The sequence below is a fragment of the Streptomyces sp. NPDC052107 genome, assembly GCF_040680215.1.
GTDB lineage: Bacteria > Actinomycetota > Actinomycetes > Streptomycetales > Streptomycetaceae > Streptomyces.
In genome coordinates this window covers 1-16,605 of sequence record NZ_JBFAWG010000026.1, presented here as the reverse complement: position 1 = coordinate 16,605, position 16,605 = coordinate 1, and the positions used below count along the sequence as shown (strand labels likewise).

The following is a 16,605-nucleotide window of genomic DNA, read 5'->3' as shown; positions in this document are numbered from 1 at the left end:
GCCGCGCGCGGAACATGCCGACACTGAGCTGGAGCGGGAGCGCGGCGCATGAGCGGCGGATGGGGCACATGGACAGGAGCAGGAGCGTCGTGGAGGAGACGGACGTTTCGATCACCCCGCCCAAGACCTCGGCGGTAGGCGTGCCGGCGGGGGCCAACCGCTGCGGTACTCCCCGGAGCAGACGACGGTCCGCCGTACGGCGCTGACACTGCTCAACCTCAACCAGAGCAAGGACTTCGACTGCCCGGGCTGCGCCTGCCCGGAACCGGACCCCGCTCACCGGCACCGGTCACCAGCCAGTGCAGGAAGGTCGTCCCCGGTGCGTCCGGGTCCTCGCACAGGAGCACCAGCTCCGTGGCCTCGTGGAGCACCCCCGACCAGGTCGGGGGCGGTGAGATGTTCTCACCCTCCCCGCTGTACCGACGGCGGATCACCGTTTTGTCGTCGAACGCGGTGCTATTGAGTTCAATTCCGCTCATCCGCGCCGCCATACCCGCAACGACGGCACCGGCACCGGTCCACAACCCAAAACCCCCGCTCGGCCGGGCCCACCCGGGCCGCCTCCGGAAGCGGGGGTGGAAGATGGCAGTGTGCCGACAAGGATCCTGCTCGAGGCCCGCCCTGGCGCGGGCAAGACGACCGCCCTGCGTCGGCTCGCCGCGCTGCTGCCCACCCACGCGGCCACCGGCTTCACCACGGAGGAGATCCGGCAATCCGGCGCCCGCGTCGGTTTCGCCCTGGAGACCCTGGCAGGCCGACGGGAAGTGCTCGCCCATGTCGACCTGCCCGGCCCGCCACGGGTAGGGAAATACGGCGTCGACCCGAGCGTCATGGAACGACTGGCGCTGCCGTCGCTTCGGCCGGCAGCAACCGAGGAGGCAACAGGGCGGCTGGTGCTCATCGACGAGCTGGGGCGGATGGAACTGGCGTGCACGGCGTTCCGGGACGCGGTCGACGCACTGTTCGTCGCAGAGGTCGACGTCGTCGCCACGGTCCACACGCACCGCGATCCGTTCACCGACGCCCTCAAGCGGCGCGCCGACATCGAGGTCGTCCAGCTCACTCCGGCAAACCGGGACGTCCTGCCGGGGGAGCTCGCGGCCCGGCTGCAGCGGCCCCGGACGCACGGAGGGCCTCGCTCTCACGGATGAGAGACCGGCCTTCGGCCTGCTGAAAGCGGAGTCGGGGCGACAGGATGTGAAGGCGCCCGGTCGGTGCGACCGGCGGCGCGCAACCACCAAGTGTCAGTGCCTGCCCACCGAGTACGCGGCCGGCATCGCCTTCACCACCCGGTTCGGCGCCCGCCCCTCCCCGGCCGCCCTACTGTGCCGCCCGACACCCCCCGGAGGCATAGCGGGGTCGCGGGTACGTCGGTCAGTGCGACTGTGATCCGTGCGAGGAGGGTCTTCCCGGGTGCTCATTTCGCCGCTCCTTCTCGGGTGCGTCGCCACCAGGCCCGGAAGGACTCGCGGGGCGGTACGGGTGTGTCAAGGGTGTCCGACCAAAGGCTCAGGGGCCCGGCAGCCGCCCGATGGTGCCGCCCGCGCCGGAACACCAGACGGGCGTCGAGCGCGCCGGCCCGCTGTACGAGGGCGCGGCATCCGGACAGGACGGACCTCCTCGTCTCAGCGGTAGCCCGTGCCGGCGAACAGCGCCGCGCCGGCACCGCGGCGGCGCTCGCCCGCACCACCCCTGACGAGAGCCTGCACCTCCCGCTGCGCGCGTACATCGGATTCGCCCTCCAGCACAGCCACTTGATCGCTCTGCTCATCGGCGAGCTCAACCAGCTGCCGGAGAAGGAACGCAAGGCATCGAAGCAGGCACAGCGCGACTACCTCGCCCTCTGGCTCCGCGTCCTCGACGAGGTCAGGCCGGGCCTCGACACGGCGAGGCCAAGATCACCGTGTGCGCGGTCCTCACCGTGGTCGACAACGCGGTCCGCAACGGCCGCCCGGGCCAGCGCCCGGACCTCGCGGACCAGCTGGCGGAGATCGGCTCGGCACTGCTCCTGTCGCGCTGACCGCCGCTAGGTACGGCCGGATATCGCGCCTACAGCGCCGCTACCCGAGGAACGACAGCCGGACTTGACGCTCCGGATTATCCCTGTTCGTATCGACCAGGCAGACCGACTGCCAGGTGCCCAGCTCCAGGCGGCCGCCGATCACCGGGAGGGTCGCGTGGGGCGGGACGATGGCCGGGAGGACATGGTCTCGGCCGTGGCCGGGGCTGCCGTGGCGGTGCTGCCAGCGGTCGTCGGCCGGGAGCAGGGTGTGGAGGGCGGCGAGGAGGTCGTCGTCGCTGCCGGCGCCCGTTTCGATGACGGCGATTCCGGCCGTTGCGTGCGGGACGAAAATGCTGAGCAGGCCGTCGCGGCCGGCCGCCGCCTCGCGCAGGAAGTCCTCGCAGTCGGCGGTGAGATCGACGACGCGTTCCCGGGAGCCGGTGGAGACGTGCAGCATTCGGGTGGTGAAGGCATCTGGCATGCTCCCATCCTGGCCCATACGCCAGGTTTCGCATCGGGTGGCACTGGCACGCCCCGAGATGGCCCGTCCACAGGACAAGACGCCGTTGACCGTGACGCGGCCATCTGGCCACGTTCTGCCGCATGTTGCGTTCAGCCCTGCTCACCACGCGCGGTCACATCGACCTGCTGCGGGTGGCCTCCGCCGCGTGTCGCCGCGGCCGCTGACGCCCTTTCCCGTTTTCTCTCCGCTCTCGGGCTCCACTGAAGCCTGCGCTGCCGAGCCCTGCCTGTGACCGGCGCTGCTGTAGTCGGCGAGCATGACAATTCGCCGTACGCGCCGAGTCCCCATGTCCCCCCTGCTCTCCCCCTCCGTGGAGCAGTCATGAGCATCAGCCAGGCCCCACCCAGCTCTCCAGGGCCAGATATTTCCGGTATATCCAAGTTCCCCAGTCCCGGTGCGACGCATTCCGAACGCACCGCCCCGGAGCTCCAGCCCGTCGTCCCCGTCTCCTCCCGCCACCTCCGCGTCCCCCGCCGGCCGCGCCGTACGGCAGGCCCACTCCTGCTACTCGCCCTGTGGCAACTCCTCAGCACCACCGGCGCGTTGACTCCCGATGTGCTCGCCTCGCCGGGCCGGATCGCGCAGGTCGGCTGGGATCTGGTCAGTGACGGTTCGCCGCCATCGGCCATGGGAACCTCGCTCCGGCGTGTCGCGTTCGGGCTGGTGTTCGGGACCGCGATCGGCACCGGACTCACCCTGGTCTCGGGGCTGTTCCGGATCGGTGAGGACCTGGTGGACGCGCCGGTGCAGATGCTGCGCACGGTGACGTTCGTCGGTCTCATCCCTCTGTTCATCATCTGGTTCGGGATCGGCGAGGCCCCGAAGATCGCCATCATCACGGTCGGAGTGACCCCCATCTCAACGTGTACGCCGGGATCCGCGGCGTCGACTCCTCACTCATCAAGGCCGGTGAGTCATTGGGGCTCTTCCGGTGGGGTCTGGTGCGCCATGTCGTGCTGCCGGGCGCACTGCCCGGCGCACTCACCGGGCTGCGCTACTCGCTCGGCATCGCCTGGCTCGCGCTGGTCTTCGCCGAACAGGTCAACGCCGACGCCGGCATCGGCTTTCTGATGGTGCAGGCGCGGGACTTCCTGCGGACCGACGTGACCGTGGTCTGCCTGATCGTCTACGCCTTCCTCGGCCTCCTCGCCGACTTCGTCGTCCGCTCCCTCGAAAGGCTGCTGCCGCAATGGCGACCGACGTTCACCGGCCGGTGACCGCCGAACCGGCCCCGGCCGTGCACGTCGAGGGGCTGATCCGCTCCTTCGACGGACATGCCGTCATCGGCGACCTCCGACTCGACATCGCTCGCGACGAGTTCGTCGCCCTGCTCGGCCGCAGTGGCTGCGGCAAGTCGACGCTGCTGCGCATCCTCGCGGGGCTCGACCGCGACATCCAGGGCACCGCGCTGGTCCCGCGCCGCAGGGTCGTCGCCTTCCAGGCGCCCCGGCTCATGCCCTGGAAGAGGGTCTGGCGCAACGTTCTGCTCGGCCTGCGCGACAAGCCCGAACGGGCCGTGGCCGAGCGCGCGTTGGACGAGGTCGGTCTCGGCCACCGGATCGACGCCTGGCCGAAGACCCTCTCCGGTGGCGAGGCGCAGCGCGCCGCCCTCGCCCGTGCCTTGGTTCGCGAACCCGATCTGCTGCTGCTCGATGAGCCGTTCGGCGCGCTGGACGCGCTGACCCGGATCAAGGCGCAGCGTCTGGTCGGGGAGGTGTGGCAGGGCCGTGGCTGCGCCGTGCTTCTGGTCACGCAGGACGTCGAGGAGGCGGTGCTGCTGGCCGACCGCGTCCTGGTGATGGGCGACGGCCGCATCGCCCACGAGCAGCGTATCGGCCTCGACCGGCCGCGCGAGATCACCGATCCCCGCTTCGCCGAGCTCCGCGCCGGCCTGCGGCAACGACTCGGCGTCAGCACCGCCGCCGAAGCCGCCTGAAAACGCCTCGGCATGCGGATGTGTATCTGACCTGGGGCGAACCACCGGCCCAGGTGCAGGAGTAGATCGACTGGATCCGGTCGCTGGCCGAGCGCGAGGGCCACACAATCCGCTTCGGGATCCGGCTGCACACGATCTCCCGGGACACCTCGGCCGAGGCCTGGGCGACGGCGGACCGGCTGCTCGACGACCGCGATGCCGGCACGATCGCCGCCGCGCAGGCCGCGCTCGGGCGCAGCGAGTCGGTGGGGCAGCGGCGGATGCTGGAACTGCACGTCGGTTCCCAGGACCGGCTGGAGATCCACCCCACCCTGTGGGCGGTCGTCGGTCTGGTCCGGGGTGGCGCGGGCACCGCGCTGGGCGGCAGTCACTCCGAGGTCGCCGACCGCATCGAGGAGTACCACGCCCTCGGCGTCGAGCACTTCGCGCTCTCCGGATACCCGCATCTGGAGGAGGCGTACGGGCTCGGAGAGGGCGTCATCCCGGAGTTGTCGGCACGCGGCCTGCTGGACCGTACGGCGGCCCCTGCCGCCGGGGGCGGGTCGCCACCGCTGGTGTCCGGCGGACGCTGAGCGGGGGTGCCATTGCTGCTGGACCTTCCTGGCTGTCTCCACTCGGGGGACCCGGCACATTTGTCTCGCGATGTTGTCCTTTGAGGTCGGCCATTGCTGTCTGTCGGGTCCCCTCCGCGCTTGGCGAGGATAGGCACGCGGACCACGGCCCCAAGAAGGCAGCGGTTACGTGGAGTTGGCAGTGGAGTCGGTCGTCGGCCCGAGCGGATCGACACGATCCGCTCGGGCCGCGGCAGAGGTCGGTACATGGACGAACGGAGAAGTGGCTCGGGGGCGTGCGTGGCCGTGCCCGGCGAGCCCGTCCAGCTGCCGCGCGCGGGAAGCCCTGAGGTGCCCATATCTCCCCGCCACTGGACGCCGGCGGGGAATCACAGGTGGTCGTTGACACAGGACGTGCCGGATGACATCGACAGAAGTGCCAAGGACTCGGGCTGCGTGCTGGACGGGTCGCTCGCGCTGACGGGCGAGGCGCTGCAGATGTGAGATGTCGACCTGGTCCGGGTCAGGGCCCGGGAGGGCAAGATCGCCCAGAAGGGCCTTGGGCGGCTGCCAGGTGACGGGCTCATCGCGGATGTGCCGGGCGGCGAGGAACGTGCCCGGATGCCGCACCCTGCTCGAAACCAAGGGCAGAAGCGGAAACCGTTCCGAGGATCCGTCCAAAAAGATCCCGAGCACCCCGAGCGCCCCCGCGGTCGAGGTGCTCGCGCGTATAAGGCAGCCAGACGCCCGGGAGCGCACATGGGCGCCGTGATACACCTCACCCATGTAGTTTATTGTTCAACCTCTTGCGCAGAAATATCTGAGTTGGAAGATTGATTGATATGGGCGTCCCACCCGGGGACGGACCCCGTCCTCACGAGACACCCGAGGAGGCCGCAATGCCGGCATCCAAGAACCGACAGCAGGGACTGCTCGCGCGGGTCGGCCGCCTCTTCGGCCGGCCCTCCGGCAGGCACGCAGGACGCGTGTCCCTGCTCCTTTCAGAACAAGAGGAACCCATCATGTTCAACATCGCCAATGTCAAGGCCGCTCCCAGCCCGGACCTGCTGACTCCCGACAACTCGGTGATGCTGTTCGTCGACCACCAGCCGCAGATGTTCTTCGGGACCGGCAGCGGCGACCGCACTGCGATCATCAATGCCACCGTGGGCCTCGCGAAGGCGGCCAAGGCGTTCAACGTGCCGACGGTGCTGACCACCGTGGCCGCCGAGTCCTTCTCCGGCCCGCTCCTGCCCCAGCTGGCCGAGGTCTTCCCCGGTCAGGAGGTCATCGACCGCACCACGATGAACGCCTGGGAGGACAACGCGGTCGTCGAGGCGATCAAGGCCACCGGCCGCAGGAAGATCATCATCTCCGGGCTGTGGACCGAGGTCTGCATCGTCCTTCCGGTCCTGTCCGCGCTGGGCCAGGGCTATGAGGTGTACGTGGTGGCCGACGCGTCCGGCGGTGTCACCCCGGAGGCTCACGAGCACGCCGTGCAGCGGATGGTCAATGCCGGCGCGGTGCCGGTGACCTGGATCCAGGTCCTGCTGGAGCTGCAGCGCGACTGGGCCCGTGGCGAGACGTACCTCCCCGTGATGGACATCGTCAAGGAGCACGGCGGCGCCTACGGCCTCGGCGTCGTCTACGCCCAGTCCGTCATCGGCGCCCACGCCGCAGGCTGATTCACCGGCCCGCCGGCCCGAGGGCACCCTACCCCTGGGCCGGCGCCGGCCCCGCAGTCCAAGACCTCGAAGTACACGCCGTCCGGGGATTCGGCGGCGCAGAGGTCATCTCGCGCCCCAGGAGCAGCGGGCCTGCCACCGAGCGGCCGGCCCCATAGAGGGTCACGACCACGTGCGCGAGCAATCCGAACCCGGCATGGGCCGTGACCCAAGGAAACGACAGTGAACCTCAATCATTCCTCGGCGCCCGGCGCGTCGGGCGGTCGTGAGCCGCTGCTGCCGGCCCTGATGACCGTGACGGCGGTGAGCGGCCTCATCGACGCGGTCAGCTATCTGGGCCTGGGCCATGTCTTCACCGCGAACATGACCGGCAACGTGGTCATCATCGGCTTCGCCGCCGCCGGCGTCCCCGGCTTCACGGTGCTCGGCTCGCTGGTGTCGCTTGCCGCCTTCCTTCTCGGAGCCGGGGCGGCCGGCCGTCTGGGAACCGTGCTGGGCCACCGCACTTCGGCGAGCCGGCTGCGCTGCGTCCTGCTGCTGGAAACAGTGCTGCTGGCCACGGCCACCACGGTCGCCTTCGTCTCGAGCCATGCGGTCCATGCCCTGATCGCCCTGATCGCTCTGGCCATGGGCCTGCGCAACGGGACGGTCCGCAAACTCGCCGTTCCGGATGTGACCACGACGGTGCTGACCCTGACTCTGACCGGACTGGCATCCGACTCGACTCCGGCAGGCGGTACCAATCCGCGTGCCGGCCGTCGGCTGGCCTCGGTGCTGGCGATGCTGGCAGGCGCGTTCGGCGGTGCCCTGCTCGTGCAGCACACGGGGCTCGGCTGGCCTCTGCTGGCGAGCACATTCGGTACCGCTGCCGCCGTCCTGGCCGTGCCGCGCGCCTCATCCGCCGGCTGACTCGGGCCCACCGGTCAGTCCCACCTCACTGCGGCCCGACCGGCCGCTTCACCCCCCACACCCCTAACTTGCTCACAGGAGATGATTTCCATGGCCACTATGCCTGTGGCTGGCCTCCCCCCGGTCAGCGACGACCACGTCGCCGACCTCGTGGTCCGCAACGCCAAGCTCTACACCGGCGACCCGGTACACCCCCAGGCCAGCGCCGTCGCCATCAAGGACGGCAAGGTCACCGTGGTCGGTGACGACTCCGACGTCGCCCCGCTGATCAGCGCCCGGACCCGGGTGGTCGACGCACTGGGCCGCCGGGTCATCCCCGGCCTGAACGACTCCCACCTGCACGTCATCCGCGGCGGGTTGAACTACGTCCTGGAACTGCGCTGGGACGGTGTCCCCACGTTGCGCCAGGGCCTGGCCATGCTCCGTGAGCAGGCCGCCCGTACCCCCAAGGGCCAGTGGGTCCGCGTCGTCGGCGGCTTCTCCGCCGACCAGTTCGCCGAGAAGCGACTGCCGACCGTCTCCGAACTCAACGCCGCGGCCCCCGACACCCCCGTGTTCGTGCTGAACCTCTACCAGTCGGCGATCATGAACCGGGCCGCGGTCCAGGCGGCCGGCTTCACCAAGGACACCCCCGACCCCCGCGGCGGGCAGATCGTCCGCGGCCCAGGCGGTGAGCCCACCGGCATGCTGCTGGCCGCCCCCGGCGCCCTGATCCTGTACTCGACGTTGGCGAAGGCCCCCACCCTTATGGGCGAGGACCTCAAGACCTCCACCCGTCACTACCTGCGCGAGCTCAACCGCTTCGGTCTGACCTCCGCCATCGACGCGGCTGGCGGCTTCCAGAACTTCCCCGACAACTACGGCACCGTCATCGACCTGGCCAATGAAGGCCAGCTGTCCCTGCGCATCGCCTACCACCTCTTCCCCCAGACCGGCGGACAGGAAATCGCCGACCTCAAGCGCTGGATCGAGATGGTCCGCCCCGGCGACGGCGACGAATGGCTGCGCCTCAACGGCGCGGGCGAGAACCTGACCTGGGCCGCCGCCGACTTCGAGAACTTCACCCAGCCCCGACCCGAACTCGGCCCCTACGAAGCAGAGTTCGAGCAGGCCGTACGGCTGCTGATGGAGAACGGCTGGGGCTTCCGCCTGCACGCCACCTACGACGAGACCATCCGCCGCGACCTCGCCGTCTTCGAGAAGCTCGCCGCCGACGGCCTCTTCCCTGCCGGCAACCGCTGGCTGTTCGACCACGCCGAGACCGTCTCCCGCGACAGCCTGGACCGCATCGCCGCCCTCGGCGGCGCCGTGTCCGTGCAGAACCGCATGTCCTTCCAGGGCGAGGCATTCGTCCGCCGCTACGGCGCCAGCGCCGCAGCCGAGGCACCGCCGATCCGCGCCATGCTGGAGCGCGGCCTGACCGTCGGCGCCGGCACGGACGCCACCCGGGTGTCCTCCTACAACCCCTGGGTCGCGCTGCACTGGCTGGTCTCCGGACGCACCGTCGGCGATCTGACGATCTACCCGCCGGAGAACCGCGTCAGCCGCGAGACCGCTCTGGAGATGTACACCCAGGCCGGCGCCAAGCTCACCGGAGAGCAGGACGTCAAGGGCGTCCTCGCCCCCGGCTACTACGGCGACCTGGCTGTCCTGTCCGACGACTTCTTCACCGTCCCCGAGCAGGACATCGCGCACATCGAGTCCCTCCTGACCGTCACCGGCGGCCGCATCGTGTACGCCACGGCCGAGTACGAGGGCCTGGACGAGGCGATACCGGCGATCAGCCCGGCCTGGAGCCCGGTGGCGCACTTCGGCGGCTACCAGGCCACCGTCAAGCCCAGCATCTCGGGCGCCCGCCAGGCCGAACTCCTCGGCCAGGCCGTCGCCGAGTCCGAACAGCACCGCCAGTGGCGCACAGCCCGCGGTTTCACCCCCGAAAGCGCACCCGAGATCTTCGACGCCTGCTTCGTGCTGTGACACACCCACAACTGACCGCTACCACACCATCCACCCACGCATGAGGAGAGTGAGATGAACACCGGACTGCTCATCCTGAGGCTGACCGTTGGCCTGCTGTTCGTCGGGCACGGGATCCAGAAGGTCAGCCACCGCCTCGGCGGGCGCGGGATCGAGGGTGGAGCGGCGGAGTTCCGGGCAGACGGGTTCCGCGGCGGTCGGCTCACCGCCGCCGCCGCGGGCCTCGGCCAGATCACCGCGGGTCTGCTGCTCTGCGCAGGAGCGCTCACCCCCCTGGCGGCCACCATTGCGGCGGGAGTCATGACGGTCGCGGCCACGGTGAAGTGGCGCAACGGGCTCTGGGTGCAACACGACGGCTACGAGTACCCGCTCGTCCTGATCATCCTGCCTGCCGTGCTGACACTCACCGGACCCGGCCGCTGGTCGGTCGACCAAGCCCTCGGGCTGCTTCCCTGGGCCCCCTGGTGGACAGCCGCGGCCGTCGGCCTCGGCGTGGTGAGCGGGCTGACGACCCGCGCCGTCCTCCACCGGCCGGACCGTCATCACTGAGCGATCAGGAACATCTGTGCCGCCAGGGCGTTGAGACTGATATGGAGAGAGAAACGAGGGGGCGGCGGAGGACGGTGTCACCGTCCCCCGCCGACAGTGGCGACGGCCGCGGCACCGGCGAGAGCATCGATCGTGAACTGCTCGACTGGTGGATGCTGGTGATGCAGGGCTTCTACGCCACACAGGACTCTCTCGCGACCGAGCTGGCCGAGCACTTCAACCTCGGCCCAGGCTCGGCCGAGGTGCTGGTGCGCTTGCTCGGTGCCCCCAGGCACCGCATGCCGATGACTCGCCTGGCGCAGGAAACACGGATGTCCAGCGGCGGGTTCACCAAGCTTGCCGACCGGCTCTGCGCGGCCGGTCTGACCCGGCGTGTGACCTGCGAGGACGACCGACGCCTCGTCTACCTGGAACTGACCGACCGGGGCAAGGACACAGCCCGGGCCGTGTCTCAGGCGGTGACGCGGGTCCTGCGCGCCCGAGCCCTCACCTCTCTCGGGCGCGACGGCTTGGGCAAGGTCGCGGATGCCATGCGCGCACTGCGCGACGCCGACGAGAATCCCGGGAAGTGACTGCCGCGCACTCGGGCGGTCGCGGTACGACGGCAGGCGCATCCCCGGCGGGAGCCGGGACCGCCATGCGGCGTCCTCGGTTTCGGAAGCGTCGCGCCGCTTCCCGTCGACGCCCTTCAGCGCATCTCCGCCGGCCCGCGCGTGTTCTCATTCCGACTCCGCACTGCCGCCGTCGTCCTGCGGGTCGACGGGCCCGACAAGTGCGTCGCTGATCTCGCGCAGCTGCTCCACCTGGGCAGGCGTGAGACGGTCGAGGAAGTGAGAGCGCACGCAGGCGAGTTGGAGGGGAGCCGCCGCTTGCAAGGCAGCTCTTCCCGCTCCGGTCAGCCTGGCCAGGACGATACGGCGGTCGACCGGATCGGGTACACGCTCCACCCAGCCGTGCTCCCGTGTGCGGTCCACCAGATGGGAGAGCCTGCTTGTCGATATCCCCATCCGCCGAGCCAACCGGGTCAGGCCCAGTTGGCCCTCGGGAGCTTCCGCCAGCCACGAGAGCATTTCATAGTGGATCTGCCACATGCCGCTCTCACGTCGGAATTCGTGCCCGACCTGTTCCGTGAGCCAACGTGCCGCACTGCTGAAGGCACGCACCGGTTGCTGCGCGTCGAGGGCGGCCGATTGATCTCTCTCCACAACGACTCCTTGAATTCTGCGATGCCGCACCGCTCTGCGTCCGCAGCTCGCAGTGGTCGCCCAATGCCGTGACAGGGTCAGCCGGTTGGTAATTCCGTGCCTGCCCGGCGCCCATGGGGGCGAGGTCGTCTCGGCAACACCTCAGTATAATTTAATTTTGAACCAAATGGGTAGTGTGGCAACCGGCACATCGCACAGACCGGACACCGAACGATCAACGGATCCGTGTCGTTCACGGCGGCGCGGCGGATTCCTCCTCATGGGCAAATCGGTATGCCACGGCGAGTACCCAGGGGACACCGAGGAGGACGACGAGGGCCAAGCCGAGAACGAGTGGTGCCGGGCGTACGGCACCGACGCCCACACACACGGCGGCCACGGCCACGCAGGTGCGGGCCAGTGGCCGGTAGAGCCCGCCCTCCAGGCGCGAGACGCGCAGGGAGGTCGCCAGCACCGTCGTCGTACAGAGCACGACGGCCGCGCCCCCGCAGAGCACCCAGGCCGTGGCAGCGGGGGTCCGGCTGTCATGGGCGTGCTCGACGAGGCCGACCATGGCGGCGCCCATGGCTGCTATCGCGGCCGTGAGCGGCAGATGCACCAGCATCCATTGCACGGTGCTCGCGCGTGCCGGCCGCGGCCGCCGGTGTCCGGCGAAGTCGAAGTACGTCCACCAGGCGCCGAAGCCGACCACGACGGCGACGAGCCCGACGGCGAGGGTGAGCGCGTTGGTCGACTCGTGGGCCAGTCCGTCGACGACTCCGGTCACGGTCTCGCCGAGCACGATGATGATGAACAGCCCGAACCGTTCGGTGAGCGCGTCGGTCACGCTGAGCGCGACCGCCTGTGCCGGGAAGGCCGTACCGAGCATGACCACGAACCCCGCCAGATAGGCGCCGCCCAGGAGGCCCCACGCCGGCATGCGGACGCCTGCGGGCAGGACGGCGCTCACGACCAGGACCACCGCGCAGACGGCCGTCCCCATGACGAACAGCCTGCTGGGACGGCGGAATTCGGGGCTGTCACCGCGTGAGGCAAGCAGCCACAGCACTGCCAGCACCGCGAACAGCACCCCGGCGTCCACCGCGAACGCGACTCCGCGGGCGCCGCCCGCCTCGGGAATGAACGCGCCCAGCGGGACGAGCACCAGGATCTGCAGCAGGAACATGCTCCGGCCGCGGGCATCCTCGTAGCCGTGCAGTTCGTGGTGGAGGCTGCCGTTGAACCAGGCGATCCACACCAGTGCGAACACCACGGCGAACTCCCCCAGCCCGCGCCAGGTCAGCTGCCCGGCCAAGTGGTGGGCGGCCTGGGCGACGAGGACGACCACCACCAGGTCGTAGAAGAGTTCGAGCGGGCCGACCACCCGCTCGCGCGGCGGCTCGCCATGGGGGCGTGGCGGCTGCCACAACCGGCTGCGCAGCCGGGCCCACTGTTCGTGTCGCGCGGTCATGCCGGCAGCCCAGGCGTCAGCGGACGAGGGCCTCGGACACGGCCCACAGCCGGGCGGCGTTCTGCCGGTCCAGGGCGTACGGTGCGACGCCGGCGACGGCACCGGCTCGTCCGGTGACCGGCTCGGCCTGCGCACAGTCCTCGAAGTAGCGGCCGGTGATGCCCTCCACCGTCGGTGAGGCGGCCAACAGCACCGAGGTGGCGGCGCCCTGCTCCACGGTCTTCTGTGGCGGCAGTGCGAGTTCGCCCGAGGCGATGAAGGCGGCCACCTGTTGCATGTCCATGTGCCGGGCCAGGGACGTGTCGGCGATGTTGCCCGGCATCAGCGCGTTGGCGGTGATGCCGTCGACGGCCCATCGCTCGGCGGCACCGACGGCGAACAGGGCGTTGGCGGTCTTCGACTGCCCGTAGGAGGTCCATGGGTCATACGGGCGGAAGCGGTAGTCCAGGTCGTCGAAGACGACCGGTGAGAAGAGGTGGCCGATGGAACTCACCGAGACGATCCGTGCGCCGTCCGCTGCCGCGAGCGCCGGGTGCAGGCCGACGGCGAGGGCGAAGTGGCCCAGGTGATTGACGGCGAACTGCAGTTCCTGGCCGTCCGGGGTGCGCATGAGTTCCGGCGGGGCCATCACACCGGCATTGTTGACCAGGATGTGCAAAGGGCCGTGCCAGGCGGCCACGAACGCAGCGACCGTCGACCGGTCCGCCAGGTCGAGCCGCCCGACCGTCAACTGCCCCGATGCGGGCGGCAGTTCGGCCTCCAAGCGTGCGGCCACGCGGACGCCCGCGCCGGTGTCCCGCACGGCCAGGGTGACGTCGGCGCCGGCCGCGGCGAGAGCCCGAGCCGTCTCCACCCCGATTCCGGAACTGGCTCCGGTCACGACGGCCCGGCGGCCGTGCAGGTCGACGCCGTCGATCACTTCGGCGGCGGTGGTGCTCGCCCCGAACGTGTGGTGTGTCTGAGGAACGGACATGAGGTGAATCTCCTGATGTGAGAACTGGGGGTTAGCGGGGAGACGGCGAGCCGCCGACGGGAGTCCACGTGTACGCATCGCCCGCCTGGGCGACACGACCGGACACGTCGTCCGTGAAGTGCCCCGCCGCGATCACGGTGTCCGGCCGCTTCAGCACGCGGTCGCGCTCCGTTCGAGCCTGGTCCGGATCGATGTCGGAGGAGAACGTCAGAGTGGGGGCGGTGATCTGCGCCGGAGAGCGAAGGATGTCTCCCACGATGCAGGCCGATTCGGTGCTGCCGCCCGACGGGTCGCGCACGACGATCGCCAGGTGTCCGGGGGTGTGACCGGGCGTGGCCTCGACGGTGACGCCGGGCGCGATCGTGTCACCGCTCCTGACGAACTCGACGACACCGTGGAGTGGCTTGAGCACTGCCTCTGCGTCCGGTCCGCCCATGGCCGCCGTCCTCGCCGACCAGTCCTGCCACTCGGTTTCCGACAGGAGATGGCGTGCCCGGGCGAAGGTGAGGCCGGTGGGCGCGTTCTGCGCGGGAGCGGCGCGACATCGCTCGTCCAGCCGACGTGATCGAGGTGCAGGCGGGTGTACACCACCGTGTCGATGTCGTCGGGGGACAGTCCTTCCCCGGCGAGGTTCTGGAGCAGCGCACAGCCCTTGAGATGAGCGATGCCCGGTACGTCCACGTCGATCTTCCCTACGGCCAGATCCACGAGGATCCTCTGGTCCCCGGCATGTATCAGGAAGGATCCGAACGACAGGATGAGCTGCTCGTCCTGGAGGTGGCCGGGGTGCGTCGTCCAGTCCACTCCGGGGAACAGGACGTCCGAATCGTGTGCGCCGAAACCCTCGGGGAGATAGGTGATCGTCGTTGCGACGATGGTGATCCGGGACCGTTTGGCCGGCTGAGGCATAGGGACGCCCTTCCGGGACGCTGGGGAGCGGGGGGTATGTGCGGGCTCTTCGGCTGCGCGTGGGGATGGTGTGGGGGTGTCGACGGTTCTCAGCCGTTGAGCGTCGCCATGAACTCGGGTGCGTAGCGGTCGCCGGTGACCACCCCATGGGGGGCGACCGCCTCGATCGCGGCGATGTCCTCGGCGGTGAGGGTCACTTCGGTCGCGGCGACGTTCTCCTCCAGGTAGCGGCGGCGCTTGGTGCCGGGGATGGCGACCGCGCCCTGGTGCTGGACCCAGGCGAGCGCCAGCTGGGACGGCGTGACGCCCTTGGCGGCGGCGATGCGGCGGACCTCGCGGACGACGTCGAGGTTGCGGTCGAAGTTCTCGCCCTGGAAGCGGGGGTCGGTACGGCGCCAGTCGTCCTCGGCGAAGTCGTCGGGGCCGGTGATGGCGCCGGACAGGAAGCCGCGCCCGAGCGGGGAGTAGGCCACCAGGCCGATGCCCAGTTCGCGCAGGGTGTCGAGCACCCCGTTGTGCTCGATTTCGCGCTCGAAGAGCGAGTACTCGGTCTGGACGGCGGTGAGCGGGTGCACGGCGTGGGCACGCCGGATCGTCGGGGCCGACGCCTCGCACACGCCGAGGTGACGGACCTTGCCCTCGGCGACCAGCTCGGCCAGCGCGCCGACGGTTTCCTCGATCGGCACGTTCGGGTCGATGCGATGCAGGTAGTAAAGGTCGACGTGGTCGGTGCCCAGGTGCCGCAGCGAGCGTTCGAGTGCCCGGCGTAGGTACTCGGGCCTGCCGTTGAGGCCGAGCACCGTGCCGTCGTCGGTGATCTCGACACCGGTCTTGGTGGCGACGACGGCCACATCCCGGCGCCCGGCCAGCGCCTTGCCGAGGAGCTGCTCGTTGACGAACGGGCCGTAGCTCTCGGCGGTGTCCAGCAGGGTGACGCCCAGCTCCAGCGCACGGTCGATGGTGGCCAGCGACTCGGCCTCGTCGGTGGCGCCGTAGAAGGCGCTCATACCCATGCAGCCGAGGCCCTGGGCGCCGACGACGAGCCCCTGGCTTCCCAGTGTTCGGTGTTCCATGAAGGGATTCCCATTCTGTAACTAACTGGATAGATACATGAACCGTAGCCCTCTCGGCCGCGAGTGTCAATAACTAGATAGTTACTTGCTAGGGTGGCGGACATGCCACGGGACTCCAGCGCCACCAAGGCCCGGCTGCTCGACGCCGCCTTCAACGAATTCGCCGCCTACGGCATCGCCGGGGCCCGAGTGGACCGGATCGCCGAGGCCGCGGGGGCGAACAAACGGCTGATCTACGCCTACTTCGGCAACAAGGAGCAGTTGTTCGACGAGGTGTTGCGACGGGCACTGATGGCGGGTGCCGAGTCCGTGCCGTTCGACGCCGAGGACCTGCCCGGATATGCGGGCGCGATCTTCGACCACCTCGTCGCCCGGCCGGACCTCATGCGCCTGCGTTTGTGGAAACTGCTGGAACGCCCCACCGCCACCGGACCCGAACGGGAGGCCTTCCGGCTCAAGACCGCCGAAGTGGCCGACGCGCAACAACGTGGCGACGTCGCCCGGGAAATGGAGCCTGACGATCTCCTGACCATGGTGCTCGCCGCGGCCCAGGCATGGTTCTGGGCCGCCGAAGGCGCCGAAGCGGAGGAGGGTGACCAGCGCTGGTCACCGCAGCGGCTGGCCCAGCACCGCGCGGCGGTCGTCGAGGCCGCCCGCCGGATCAGCGAGCCGAAGAGCACTCCCGATTAGCTTGCTCTCCTTCCTGAAGGACCCCGTTGCTGATCTCTCAAATCTGCCCTCGTGCTTGGTGCCGAAGCGGGATGGTGGGCGGAGGATCGAGTTCGTTGGCGGTGATGTTCAGTGTCGTTGGAGTCGTGGTCGGGTGGGGAGATCCCGGAGCTGACGCGGCGGGTGGCGTGCAG

At 69.8% G+C, this 16,605-nt stretch carries 17 protein-coding genes and 5 pseudogenes; 13 read left to right on the top strand and 9 right to left on the bottom strand.

Annotation, left to right across the window (positions count from 1 at the left end):
- Window positions 1-68: 68 nt before the first annotated feature.
- Window positions 69-292: pseudogene (locus tag AB0M27_RS25645) on the top strand (hypothetical protein); the annotation flags it as partial.
- Here AB0M27_RS25645 and AB0M27_RS25640 read toward each other — a convergent pair.
- A pseudogene (locus AB0M27_RS25640) lies at window positions 285-479 on the bottom strand (YbhB/YbcL family Raf kinase inhibitor-like protein); the annotation flags it as partial. The pseudogenes AB0M27_RS25645 and AB0M27_RS25640 overlap by 8 nt on opposite strands.
- A 111-nt stretch (window positions 480-590) precedes the next feature.
- On the opposite strand from AB0M27_RS25640, the gene AB0M27_RS25635 reads away from it, so the two are divergent.
- On the top strand, window positions 591-1,151 hold the full coding sequence (locus tag AB0M27_RS25635; protein ID WP_365724457.1) for a nucleoside-triphosphatase: 561 nt from the start codon (window positions 591-593) through the stop codon (window positions 1,149-1,151).
- A 474-nt stretch (window positions 1,152-1,625) separates the two neighbouring features.
- Here AB0M27_RS25635 and AB0M27_RS25630 read toward each other — a convergent pair whose 3' ends face one another.
- Both AB0M27_RS25630 and AB0M27_RS25625 read right to left on the bottom strand, forming a co-directional pair.
- Window positions 1,626-1,754, bottom strand: a complete 129-nt coding sequence (locus AB0M27_RS25630; protein ID WP_365724455.1) for a hypothetical protein — start codon at window positions 1,752-1,754, stop codon at window positions 1,626-1,628.
- A gap of 306 nt (window positions 1,755-2,060) precedes the next feature.
- The gene (locus tag AB0M27_RS25625; RefSeq protein ID WP_365724453.1) at window positions 2,061-2,483 is read right to left on the bottom strand and encodes a YjbQ family protein; all 423 of its coding nucleotides are present in this window, start codon (window positions 2,481-2,483) and stop codon (window positions 2,061-2,063) included.
- A 122-nt stretch (window positions 2,484-2,605) separates the two neighbouring features.
- Between AB0M27_RS25625 and AB0M27_RS25620 the strand changes: the two genes are divergently transcribed.
- The 9 genes and pseudogenes from AB0M27_RS25620 (at window position 2,606) to AB0M27_RS25580 (ending at window position 10,704) form a co-directional block, all read left to right on the top strand.
- Window positions 2,606-2,689: a putative leader peptide gene (locus AB0M27_RS25620; protein WP_313884353.1), complete on the top strand. Its 84-nt coding sequence runs from the start codon at window positions 2,606-2,608 to the stop codon at window positions 2,687-2,689.
- Between the two features lie 157 nt (window positions 2,690-2,846).
- A pseudogene (locus tag AB0M27_RS25615) lies at window positions 2,847-3,742 on the top strand (ABC transporter permease).
- Window positions 3,715-4,461 (top strand): ABC transporter ATP-binding protein, encoded by a 747-nt coding sequence (locus AB0M27_RS25610; protein ID WP_365724451.1) that lies wholly within the window; start codon window positions 3,715-3,717, stop codon window positions 4,459-4,461. The pseudogene AB0M27_RS25615 and the gene AB0M27_RS25610 overlap by 28 nt, the downstream one beginning before the upstream one ends.
- 8 nt (window positions 4,462-4,469) lie before the next feature.
- Window positions 4,470-5,033: pseudogene (locus AB0M27_RS25605) on the top strand (LLM class flavin-dependent oxidoreductase); the annotation flags it as partial.
- A gap of 1,001 nt (window positions 5,034-6,034) precedes the next feature.
- The gene (locus AB0M27_RS25600) at window positions 6,035-6,697 is read left to right on the top strand and encodes a hydrolase (RefSeq protein ID WP_365724559.1); all 663 of its coding nucleotides are present in this window, start codon (window positions 6,035-6,037) and stop codon (window positions 6,695-6,697) included.
- 222 nt (window positions 6,698-6,919) lie between these two features.
- Window positions 6,920-7,606, top strand: a complete 687-nt coding sequence (locus tag AB0M27_RS25595; protein ID WP_365724449.1) for a YoaK family protein — start codon at window positions 6,920-6,922, stop codon at window positions 7,604-7,606.
- Between the two features lie 90 nt (window positions 7,607-7,696).
- Window positions 7,697-9,583, top strand: a complete 1,887-nt coding sequence (locus AB0M27_RS25590) for an amidohydrolase (protein ID WP_365724447.1) — start codon at window positions 7,697-7,699, stop codon at window positions 9,581-9,583.
- Between the two features lie 54 nt (window positions 9,584-9,637).
- Window positions 9,638-10,132, top strand: coding sequence for a DoxX family protein (locus AB0M27_RS25585; protein WP_365724445.1), 495 nt, complete (start codon window positions 9,638-9,640; stop codon window positions 10,130-10,132).
- Between the two features lie 74 nt (window positions 10,133-10,206).
- A complete protein-coding gene (locus tag AB0M27_RS25580) occupies window positions 10,207-10,704 on the top strand; it encodes a MarR family transcriptional regulator (RefSeq protein ID WP_365724443.1) in 498 nt (165 codons plus the stop codon).
- A gap of 147 nt (window positions 10,705-10,851) precedes the next feature.
- Here the strand turns inward: AB0M27_RS25580 and AB0M27_RS25575 are convergent, their stop codons facing one another.
- The 5 genes and pseudogenes from AB0M27_RS25575 to AB0M27_RS25555 form a co-directional block, all read right to left on the bottom strand.
- Entirely contained in the window at window positions 10,852-11,337 is a 486-nt protein-coding gene (locus AB0M27_RS25575) for a MarR family transcriptional regulator (RefSeq protein ID WP_365724441.1), read from the bottom strand.
- 151 nt (window positions 11,338-11,488) lie between these two features.
- Window positions 11,489-11,545 (bottom strand): annotated as a pseudogene (locus tag AB0M27_RS25570) (hypothetical protein); the annotation flags it as partial.
- Window positions 11,546-11,569: 24 nt separating this feature from the next.
- A complete protein-coding gene (locus tag AB0M27_RS25565; protein WP_365724439.1) occupies window positions 11,570-12,787 on the bottom strand; it encodes a low temperature requirement protein A in 1,218 nt (405 codons plus the stop codon).
- A 16-nt stretch (window positions 12,788-12,803) separates the two neighbouring features.
- Entirely contained in the window at window positions 12,804-13,760 is a 957-nt protein-coding gene (locus AB0M27_RS25560; RefSeq protein ID WP_365724437.1) for an SDR family NAD(P)-dependent oxidoreductase, read from the bottom strand.
- Between the two features lie 31 nt (window positions 13,761-13,791).
- The gene (locus AB0M27_RS25555) at window positions 13,792-14,196 is read right to left on the bottom strand and encodes an MBL fold metallo-hydrolase (protein ID WP_365724435.1); all 405 of its coding nucleotides are present in this window, start codon (window positions 14,194-14,196) and stop codon (window positions 13,792-13,794) included.
- A gap of 125 nt (window positions 14,197-14,321) precedes the next feature.
- On the opposite strand from AB0M27_RS25555, the gene AB0M27_RS25550 reads away from it, so the two are divergent.
- The gene (locus AB0M27_RS25550; RefSeq protein ID WP_365724433.1) at window positions 14,322-14,795 is read left to right on the top strand and encodes a hypothetical protein; all 474 of its coding nucleotides are present in this window, start codon (window positions 14,322-14,324) and stop codon (window positions 14,793-14,795) included.
- On the opposite strand, the gene AB0M27_RS25545 is transcribed toward AB0M27_RS25550, so the two are convergent.
- Window positions 14,759-15,742, bottom strand: a complete 984-nt coding sequence (locus AB0M27_RS25545; protein ID WP_365724431.1) for an aldo/keto reductase — start codon at window positions 15,740-15,742, stop codon at window positions 14,759-14,761. The genes AB0M27_RS25550 and AB0M27_RS25545 overlap by 37 nt on opposite strands.
- 102 nt (window positions 15,743-15,844) lie before the next feature.
- Here AB0M27_RS25545 and AB0M27_RS25540 point away from each other — a divergent pair, with 102 nt between their 5' ends.
- Entirely contained in the window at window positions 15,845-16,432 is a 588-nt protein-coding gene (locus AB0M27_RS25540) for a TetR family transcriptional regulator (RefSeq protein ID WP_365724429.1), read from the top strand.
- Window positions 16,433-16,605 lie beyond the last annotated feature (173 nt).